Raw genomic sequence first — 9,286 nt, 5'->3', positions numbered from 1 at the left:
GGTCGCCCCGGCGATGGAGCACCTGCACCTGTTCGACACCGCCACCGGCACCCGCCTCCCCGACTGACGCGGTGCTCGGTCTTCGCGCGCTCCTCGAACCATGGAGGGGTTGACGCCCGGATCCAGTCGGGAAAAGCTGGTGCCCCACGGCTGTCGCAGGAGCACACCGAAGGACCACACCATGGGGATCATCCAGGTCGACCTCTTCATCACCCTCGACGGGATCTACCAGGCGCCGGGCGGGCCCGACGAGGACCGTGAGGGCGGCTTCGCGTTCGGCGGCTGGCAGGGGGCCTACTTCGACGACGAATCGGGCGAGACGATCGGTGCCGAGATCGGGCGCCTGGACGCGCTGCTGCTCGGCCGCAAGACGTACGACATCTTCGCCGGCTACTGGCCGGCCCGCGGCGACGCCGACCCGATCGCCGCGAGGTTCAACGCGGTGCCGAAGTTCGTCGTCTCGCGCACGCTGACCGACCCGTCGTGGGAGGGAACCACGGTGCTGACGGACGTCGCGACCGAGGTGCGAGCGCTCAAGGACCGGTTCGACGAGGTCCACGTCTTCGGCAGCGGCGCCCTCGTGACGACCCTGCTGCGGGAGGGCCTCCTCGACCGGCTGAACCTCATCCTCTATCCGCTGGTCCTGGGCTCGGGCAAGCGTCTCTTCGGCGACGGCACCGTCCCGGCCGCCTTCAGACTGGTGAAGCCGCCGCAGGCGTTCCCGAAGGGAGCGGTGTCGCTCGTCTACGAGCGGGCCGGTGACCCGGTCACCGGCGTCGACATCTCGCAGCTCCCGGAGTAGGCGGCCGCCGGCCGTTGCGCGCAGCAGCCCGTGCAGCGCCCGGACGGGCCTGCGCAGTCGGCGGGCGCCGGGCTCTCTCGTAAGCGGGACCGGGCGTCGCATGTGAGGAATCGAACGGTCTTGTGACTGGGCAGTTCCCCGGCCGGCGGTGTCAAGATGAAGATGCGGCCGAGCCTGCGAACCGGCACTCCCCTCGCCGGCGCCGCATCCACGTCTGCCTCACCGCCCGCACCGTGCGGATGCCCTCACCTGCCCACCGGAGCACCCTTTGAGCCTGCAGCAGTTCTTCGACGACCACCGTCCCACGACCACCGGCACCCCGGTCCGCGTCTTCCCCGCCGTCGCCCGCACCCCGCGGCTGCCGGAGCCTGCGCGGTGGACCAATCCGTTCGTCACCCTCATCGTCACGATGTTCGTGTCGGTCGGGCTCACCTGGATCCCGTGGCTGCCGCTGCTCACCGGTCCGGCGGTCATGACGCTCGGCCTCACCCTGTCGGTCCTCTCCACGATCAGCCACCTCTCCTGGCCGGACAGCCGTTACGAGGCTGCCGCCGAAGGAGTGTGGGTGGCCCGCCAGTCCGGCTACCGGGCCGGCGTCCACGGCGGCGAGCTGCGCTGGATCGACCAGCACGGGGCGATCAAGACCGGACACATCGCACGCGGCTCCGAGGGCTGGGACCTGGTGCTGACCGACCAGGACGCCGACACCGGCACCGCGGCCTGAGCAACCGGCGGTGTGTGCCGCCTCCCGAGGTCTTTTTCCTTCGCACCTGCTGTTTCCGGCTCCGTCAGGAGAAGACTGGCTTCTGACAAGTCGTCTTGAGGTCCGAGGGGAGCGGTCATGGAACGGTCGTCGAAGGCGCGGCTGGTCACGGGCGCAGCGGTCGGCGCACTGGCTGTGACGACGGTCGCGGCGGCTGTTCCGGCCCACGCAGCAGCCCAGCCGTACTTGACCTACAGCCAGGGCTGGCGGGTTGACACGCACATCCGGGAACTCGCCGACGTCAACGGCGACGGTCGCGCCGACGTCGTCGGGTTCGGGGATCCCGGCACCTTCGTGGCCTACGGTCGGGCCGACGGCACGCTCAGCGCCCCGGTGCTCGCGATCCGCGACTACGGCACCGGCCAGGGGTGGACGAATCCGCGGGCCACGGGCGACGTCAACGGCGACGGCCGCGACGACCTGATCGGTTTCGGCACCAAGGGCGTGCAGGTCTCCTACGCCCGCGCGGACGGATCGTTCACCACCGCGGTGCAGGTGGTGGACGACTTCGGCTGGGTCCAGGGCTGGACGGTCGAGCGGCACCCGCGCGAGGTGGCCGACGTCAACGGTGACGGGATCGAGGACGTCGTCGGCTTCGGCCACGCCGGCACCTGGGTCGCCTACGGTCGGTCGAACAGCACCTTCACCCCCGCCGCTCTGATGATCCGTGACTTCGGCGTCGTCCAGGGCTGGCGGGAGGACCAGCATCCGAGGCAGGTCGTCGACGTCAACGACGACGGGGCCGCCGATGTGGTCGGGTTCGGCTCCGGCGGAGTCTGGATGTCCTATGGCCGGGCCGACGGCACGTTCACCCAGCCGGCGCTGGAGATCCGCGACTTCGGCACCGCCCAGGGCTGGCGGGTCGGTCAGCACCCGCGAACCGTGGGCGACGTCAGCGGCGACGGCAGGGCCGACGTCGTCGGCTTCGGCGACCGCGGGGTGCACGTGTCCCGGTCCATCCTGACGCCCCCGAGGAACATCAACTTCTACCCGCCCGCCCTGGAGGTGGCCGACTTCGGGGTGGCCCAGGGCTGGCGGGTCGACCGTCATCCGCGGCTGCTGGGCGACGTCACCGGGGACGGGGTCGACGACGTGATCGGCTTCGCCGACGCCGGCATCCGGGCCTCCTTCGGCGGCCGCGACGGCCTGCACAGCACCGGGCAGTACAACGGCGAGTTCGGCTACCAGGACGGCTGGACCCCGCAGAAGTACCCGCGCCTGCTCGGTGACGTCAACGGCGACGGCCGGACCGACATCGTGGCCTTCGGACACGCCCTCCTGAGCGTGCGCCTGTCCTGAGCGCCGGGACAGCGCCCGGTGCCCTGACCACGGATGCCTGACATGGACCGTCCACTGACCCGCCGGGCGTCACGTGCGCGAGCCGGCCGACGGCGACGACGTCGCCGGATCTGGGGAGAACCGCACGCTTGTGACGCTGTCCTGAGGCTTCTGCACTCCGGCACCGGCACCGGCACTCACCACTACGGCGTGGGCGATGGGGCGGTGAGGCTGTCTTCCGGCCCCACCGGGCCGTGCGCTACGGGGCGAAACATCGTCCTCACCATCCTCGCGGCACCGGTCGTGGCCCTACCCTGAGGCTGGAGGTGGAGACCATGTCGCGCAAGGTCGTGGGTGCGGTCTTCGGTGCGCTGCTGGCAGCGCTGAGCGCGCTGGAGGCCACGGCGCTGCTCGCGGTGTTCAACTATGCGTGGCCTCTGGCCCTGATCGTCGCAGGGGGCGCGCTGCTGTGGCGGGCCGTGGGAGGACGCCGCAGCTCACCCTCCGCCCGGTACCCCACGCCCGGGCCGTCATCGCGCGCATCTGCTCGTGGCGAGGGACCTCACACCGAAGAGGAGCTGTCATGAACGTTCTCGTCGCCTATGCCACCCGGCACGGCTCCACGGCCGGGATCGCCGAACGGATCGCCGAGGTCCTGCGCACCGCCGGCCTTGCGGCCGAGGCGCACCCGGTGGACGAGGTCCGCGACCTGACCCCGTACGACGCCGTGGTGCTGGGCGGCGCGGCCTACATGTTCCACTGGCTCAAGGACGCCACTGCCTTCGCCAGACGTCACCGGGCAGAGCTCGCCGACCGGCCGGTCTGGCTGTTCAGCAGCGGCCCGCTCGGCACCGACCGGGTGGACGAGGAGGGCCACGACGTCCTGGAGGCCGCCCGGCCGAAGGAGTTCGACGAGCTCACCGGGCTGCTGCACCCGCGCGGGGAACAGGTCTTCTTCGGCGCGTTCGACCCGGAGGCCCCACCGATCGGCCTCGGGGAGCGGCTGGTCGGTCACCTGCCCGCCGCGAAGGACGCCACCCCGGCCGGCGACTTCCGCGACTGGGAGGCGATCGATGCCTGGGCCGCCATGATCGCCACGGCATTGACCGCCGGCCAGGAGGAGGCACGTTCCTGAACGGGTGGGCCCGGCCTCCCACAGCAGGGAGGAGGGCCCGTCAGGCGGTCACCCAGCGAGGACGGCCCAGGAACTGCATCTGGCCCAGGGCCCGATGGGACGGGCGTGAGCGAAGCGCTCCCCGGTTCCGCGCGGGCTGTGTCATCGACCAGAGAGCTCAGATCCGGGTGCCGGGTCTGCTCCACGCGCCCTGCGCGAGGGGTTCGGGAGCCGGGCCCAGGTACTCGAGCTCCTCGACCGGGATCAGGGCCCCGGGACTGTGCCCGTCGGCCTCGCAGCGCACCAGCACGACCAGGCCCAGACCGGCGGGCTCGTAGGCGGCGCACAGCACGCTCTCGCCGGCACGCAGGTCCAGGCCGGGTCGGTCTGCGCGCATCCGGTACCGGGACAGCCGGGAGACGTCCACCGAAGGGGTGGGGTCGAAGACGAGGCCGACCCCGATGCCGGGTGAGACCCGTACAGGGCCGGTGTCAGGGGCGGACGACGGCACATCGCAGACGCTCATGGGGCTGTCCTCCACAGGGTCGAGCGCACCGGGGTCGGACCACCCCCGCGTGCAGGACGGAAACGCTCGACGACGCTGTCAAGCCTCAGGCTACGAGCCTGCGTCCCTCATGAGAAGCCTGCTGTCCGAACTGTCACCACCTGTTCACGTTCGCCGATGGTCCTCCACGACGCCCGGGGACGCGGCCGGGCCCTGGCAGACGGTGTGGAAACGCCACCGCCGCTGCACCGCGGACGGGACCTGGGACAAGGTCCTGGCCCACCTACCGGGGCGCAGTCGTGCTGCGCGCGATCCCCCTCTGGCTCCACGACCTATGAGGAGACATGCCATGGCAGTCCGACCCGTCGGCGGAGAGGTGTCCATTCCCGAACTCGGCCACCACAGGCCCCGACCCGCACCTCACTCTTGGATGGCCAGCCGGCGACGGGGACGCCGCGCGGAAACACCTATGCGCCGTAGCTCTGCTCCACCGTGAACACAGAATGGGAATGCGTCGCGCCCAGGCGATCGAGCAGGGCCAGGGCTGCAGGCTGCTCGCCGCTGCTGCGCACAGCCATGAGGGCTTCTCGATCCCGCCACGTCGTCTGAAGGCGCCATGCACCGCCCTGGCCGCGCAGAAGCTCCGAGGTCACGAGCCCTTCGGGCGTGGGACCGGCATTCATCCGGCGGAACCCCTCGAGGAGCTCCTGCTCGCGCTCTGGGTCGATAGTTGCGTCTACGGTCGTCACGATCCGTGCATTCATGAGGGCTGTCGCTCCTGTCGAGAGGCGAAGGGTGGTGACCCCACCGTAGTCGCCCCCCCCCGTCGCGTGATCGGCGGTGGGCATGGCGAGGCCCCCGACGACGTGCTCTTCCGGGGGCCTCACCATGGTCGTAGCGCTGAGGGCTTCTGTCCGTCAGTCACCGATGGATCCGTCGAGACGTGTGAGACTCAAAGCGAGTTGGCCAAGCGGGCCAGACGCTGGTCCCATGAAATCCCGGGATGCCCTCGTCCACGGCCCGGAGCCAGGACTTCGCCCTAGATGGCCAAACCCGACACGCGCTCTCCCCCTGGAGCTTGCCCACTGCCAACCGGTCCCTGCGGCTGCCCGACCGGATTGCACGAGCCCACATGCAGAGATACAGCTATGCGGTGATGCGCTCGCCCAGCGGCTCGAAGCAACGTGGAAATCCGCATGTTCCGTTGCATCGACCGGATCCACCGTCGAAATAACCGACCGGGCTGAGCGGCACACGAGCAGAAGACGGGCACACCGAGGCCCGGGCAAACCGCGTGCTCGGTGAAGTGCATGTCCCTTGGCCGACCAACTGGACGAAATTCCCGGCCGACCCAGCATTGACTCCTTCCTGCACGAGTTCACGACGAGTACCGTGCAACCCGTAGCTGAAGGAGAACATCCGGTACCGGGGCCCGGTCGCGGTGTCTCGTCGGACGACTCCTGCGCCGGTCCGGGAGGTGCCTACCGTCCACTCCTGTTCGTGGGTGAGTCTCCTCGCGCTCCTGGCGCTCGGCCTCGGGAGCCGATAATCCCGGCAGGCGGAGGGGAGACGGCGGTGCCCAACGAGGAGGTCTTCGTCCCCTACGGCCCCACTCATTGGGCTGCCCTGGGCGTCTGCGTCCTCGGTGCTGTGGTCGTGGTGATGCTGGGCCGCCGTCTGCGGGATTCCCGGGCCGAGGTGATCTTCTCTCGGGCGTTCGCCTCGGTGCTGACCACGTATGCGGTGGCGATGCTCGTCTACCGGTGCGTACCGGGCAATTTCGACGTCCACATCTCTCTGCCGGTGCACCTCTCGGATCTCGCGTGGATGGTCGCTGTCATCGCCCTGTGGACACGGGCCCTGTGGGCGATGGCGCTCACCTACTACTGGGGACTGACTCTCAACCCGCAGGCCATCCTCACCCCGGCCCTCGACTCCCCGGACTTCCCCCACATCGACTTCATCGACCTATGGGTCCAGCATTTGCTGGTCCTGTGGGCAGCCCTGCACCTGATGTGGGGACGCGGCGGCCGTGTGGACTGGCGCAGCTACCACCTGGCCATGGTCGTCACGGTCACGTGGGCGGTGGTAGTTTTCGGGCTCAACAGCTGGCTGGGGACCAATTACGGCTTCCTCAACGGGAAGCCGAAGCACCCGTCGATCCTCGACCTGTTCGGGCCCTGGCCCGGGTACGTGCTGGTGGAGCTCCTCATCATCGCCGTGGTGTGGGCGCTCATCACCTGGCCGTGGACGATCCGGCGGCCGAGCACAGCCAAGACCCGGGTTGATGCGGCAGGCTGAAGCAGCAGGAGACCAGGGCACCGATGTAGGCCTGCCGGGGCAGCGGCGAGTGGCCTGCCCCTCGGGGGAAGGTCTACCGCCACCCGCCGAGGTCCTTGTCGGCGGCCCGGCGCTTGGCCACCGAGTCGGTGAGAAGTTCACGCTTGATCTCCAGCTCCCTCTGCGCCGGGGCGGCCATGACGGTGGACACCATCGAGCCCATGGGAGTGGCAGTGTCCACGTCTCCCGCACCGCGGTCGGGCACCAGCCATCACGCGCCCCGGAGCCGGCGCGCTCGTCCTCGGCTGGTGTGGTGCACCGGATCCGGCCAGTTCTCGGACTACTGAAAACGACGGGACGGCCCCGCACCGGTCAGGATGCGAGGCCGTCCCGGGCAGGCTATGCGCATGCGCTCCGGCGACGGGTGATCACCACGGCACCGGCGACGGCGGCAATTCCAGCCAGGCCGAGAGCGGCGGTCCCGGTGCTGGACTTCTCCGGGCTCATGGCCACCCCGGTGTCCGCACCACCGACCGGCATCTGCTCCACCTGCGGGTCGGTGGGAACATCACCGACCGGGGGCAGCGGAACGTAGGCGTAGTCAGGGTTCTCGCAGGCGGTCCCGTCCGCGTCGGAGTCCAACTCGGGGGTGTAGCGGGGATCCCCGGCCGGGATGTTGTAGACGCCGGCGGCTGCGGCGGCGTCGCAGGTCTCGAACAGCGGGAACGACAGGGCGGAGGCTGGGGCTGCGGTCAGAGCGGAGAATCCGACAGCAGCGACCAGGGCGGCACCAGCAGCACTTTTTCTCACAGGGTCTGTCGCCTTTCTTGGGGAGCAATGACCCTTGCACCGTACTCATGAAGTGAGTCACAGATGCGAATACATGCATGGTGACATGTTTATGACTCACCGGCATGCGCTGGAGGCCCCAGCGGATCGGAACGCCTCTGTGCGACCCACGGGCAACCTCGCTGGGGGGTCATGCTCGTGTGATTCGCCCGGTGAAAAGCCCGATCAACTGCGGCATGGAGAACACTATTGAAACCACTCCTCAGAGTAGCGTCCCGTAGCGTGGTGTACACCCGGCCCTGAGGGCGTGGCGTTCCGAACGTGAGGCGGCCACCGCGTGATTTGTGAGTGTTGGGGCCAGTGGTTCGGCTTCCGGATCGCTGTCAGGATCGGTGTCGATGCTTCCTCTTGACTCACGCGTGATCTGGCCGCTTCGGCGTGCTCTTCGAAGGACTCGTCAGTGGGGGCGTCGGCACCGGCTTGGCCCCACCCTGCTGGCTTGATCAGAAGCCTGTCCGCGCTTCCCCCGGGTCATCGGGGGGCCGTGACTCCTCACAGATGTGCCGCATTCGGTGGGTTTCACGCCACAACGCAGTGCGTCCATCGGGGAGGCCCCATCATGTCACTGGTCGCGGAGGTCGTCGACGCCGTCGTCGGCGGAGACACACACCGAGATATCCACGCGCTGGAGATGACCGCGCCCACGGGCGCGACGATCGCAACGCTGGAGGTCGACAACGACGACAGCGGGTACGCGCAGGTGCTCGCATGGATAGCAGAGCACGCCCCAGGCCCGCGAGTCATTCTCGGGCTGGAGGGCACCCGCAGTTATGGCGTCGGTCTGGCCCGTGCCGCGCAAGCGGCGGGGCTGGTCGTCGTCGAAGTGCAACGGCCCAGACGTTCAGCTCGACGTCGGGGCAAATCGGATGCGATCGACGCCCGCCTTGCCGCGTTGCACACGTTGGGCCTGGACGCCGAACGGTTGCCGACTCCTCGCCACGATGGAGACCGCGAAGCCATGCGGATCCTGCTCAGCGCCCGGCACGAGTCGGCCATCACGCGCACCCGGCAGATCAACCGGCTGCGGGCGTTGCTGCTCACCGGCGACGACCAAGATCGCACCATGGCCCGGGGGGCCCTCACCGACACCCGGCTGGGCCAGATCGCCCGTCGGCGGGGCCGGGCTACCGATCTCGTCGAGGTGCGGGTCCGACGCGCCGAAGCCCGCCGGCTGGCGACCGCCATCGCTCAGGCCGGCCGCGAGATGAGAGCGAACCGTCAATCGCTCGAGCAGCTCGTGGCGGGCTTCGCACCAGAGCTGCTGGACAAGTTCGGTGTCGGCCCCGTCAGCGCCGCTCAGGCAATCGTCTCGTGGTCGCATCGGGGCCGTTGCCGACACGAGGCAGCCTTCGCCGCACTGGCCGGTGCCAGCCCGTTGCCGGCCAGCAGCGGCCGGACCATCAGGCACCGCTACAACCGAGGCGGTGACCGCGCCCTGAACCGCGCGTTGCACGACATCACCCTCACACGCTGGCGAGCCTGCCCCCGCACCCACGACTACATCGCCAAGAAGAGGTCCCAGGGAAAGAACGACGGCGAGATCCGCCGCAGCATCAAGCGCTACATCGCCCGCGAACTCTTCCGAGCACTGGAGGCGTCTGCGGCTCCTTGACAAACATAGAAGCGTCCTTGGAAAGACCGACCAAAGTCTTTTCTTAAGGAGAACTCACGCGATGACCGCACCTCATGATATCG

10 protein-coding genes and 1 pseudogene are annotated in these 9,286 nt (G+C 69.2%); 7 read left to right on the top strand and 4 right to left on the bottom strand.

Features of this window, described 5'->3' with window-relative positions; genetic code table 11:
* The first annotated feature begins 181 nt into the window (after positions 1–181).
* From IEW07_RS20315 to IEW07_RS20295, 5 genes are all read left to right on the top strand, one after another.
* Positions 182–802, top strand: a complete 621-nt coding sequence (locus tag IEW07_RS20315) for a dihydrofolate reductase family protein (RefSeq protein WP_188540556.1) — start codon at positions 182–184, stop codon at positions 800–802.
* A 268-nt stretch (positions 803–1,070) separates the two neighbouring features.
* Positions 1,071–1,526, top strand: coding sequence for a hypothetical protein (locus tag IEW07_RS20310; RefSeq protein ID WP_188540555.1), 456 nt, complete (start codon positions 1,071–1,073; stop codon positions 1,524–1,526).
* A gap of 117 nt (positions 1,527–1,643) precedes the next feature.
* Entirely contained in the window at positions 1,644–2,864 is a 1,221-nt protein-coding gene (locus tag IEW07_RS20305; RefSeq protein ID WP_188540553.1) for an FG-GAP repeat domain-containing protein, read from the top strand.
* Between the two features lie 314 nt (positions 2,865–3,178).
* Positions 3,179–3,430 carry a hypothetical protein gene (locus IEW07_RS20300; protein WP_188540551.1) on the top strand — a complete coding sequence of 84 codons (252 nt, stop codon included), beginning with the start codon at positions 3,179–3,181 and terminating at the stop codon, positions 3,428–3,430.
* Positions 3,427–3,978 carry a flavodoxin domain-containing protein gene (locus IEW07_RS20295; protein ID WP_188540549.1) on the top strand — a complete coding sequence of 184 codons (552 nt, stop codon included), beginning with the start codon at positions 3,427–3,429 and terminating at the stop codon, positions 3,976–3,978. The genes IEW07_RS20300 and IEW07_RS20295 overlap by 4 nt, the downstream gene beginning before the upstream one ends.
* Positions 3,979–4,135: 157 nt before the next feature.
* Here the strand turns inward: IEW07_RS20295 and IEW07_RS20290 are convergent, their stop codons facing one another.
* On the bottom strand, positions 4,136–4,483 hold the full coding sequence (locus IEW07_RS20290) for a hypothetical protein (RefSeq protein WP_188540547.1): 348 nt from the start codon (positions 4,481–4,483) through the stop codon (positions 4,136–4,138).
* A gap of 446 nt (positions 4,484–4,929) precedes the next feature.
* Positions 4,930–5,226 carry an antibiotic biosynthesis monooxygenase family protein gene (locus tag IEW07_RS20280; RefSeq protein WP_188540545.1) on the bottom strand — a complete coding sequence of 99 codons (297 nt, stop codon included), beginning with the start codon at positions 5,224–5,226 and terminating at the stop codon, positions 4,930–4,932.
* Between the two features lie 811 nt (positions 5,227–6,037).
* Between IEW07_RS20280 and IEW07_RS20275 the strand changes: the two genes are divergently transcribed.
* Positions 6,038–6,763, top strand: a complete 726-nt coding sequence (locus IEW07_RS20275; RefSeq protein ID WP_188540543.1) for a YwaF family protein — start codon at positions 6,038–6,040, stop codon at positions 6,761–6,763.
* 76 nt (positions 6,764–6,839) lie between these two features.
* On the opposite strand, the pseudogene IEW07_RS20270 reads toward IEW07_RS20275, so the two are convergent.
* Positions 6,840–6,995 (bottom strand): annotated as a pseudogene (locus IEW07_RS20270) (recombinase family protein); the annotation flags it as partial.
* A gap of 146 nt (positions 6,996–7,141) precedes the next feature.
* On the bottom strand, positions 7,142–7,552 hold the full coding sequence (locus IEW07_RS20265) for an excalibur calcium-binding domain-containing protein (RefSeq protein ID WP_229742019.1): 411 nt from the start codon (positions 7,550–7,552) through the stop codon (positions 7,142–7,144).
* Between the two features lie 598 nt (positions 7,553–8,150).
* Here IEW07_RS20265 and IEW07_RS20260 point away from each other — a divergent pair.
* Positions 8,151–9,203, top strand: coding sequence for an IS110 family transposase (locus IEW07_RS20260; protein WP_188540541.1), 1,053 nt, complete (start codon positions 8,151–8,153; stop codon positions 9,201–9,203).
* Positions 9,204–9,286 lie beyond the last annotated feature (83 nt).

It is taken from the genome of Kocuria dechangensis (assembly GCF_014636775.1).
GTDB classification, from domain to species: domain Bacteria; phylum Actinomycetota; class Actinomycetes; order Actinomycetales; family Micrococcaceae; genus Kocuria; species Kocuria dechangensis.
Note: the sequence above shows the minus strand (reverse complement) of the source record. Positions and strands in the feature narration are given on the sequence as shown.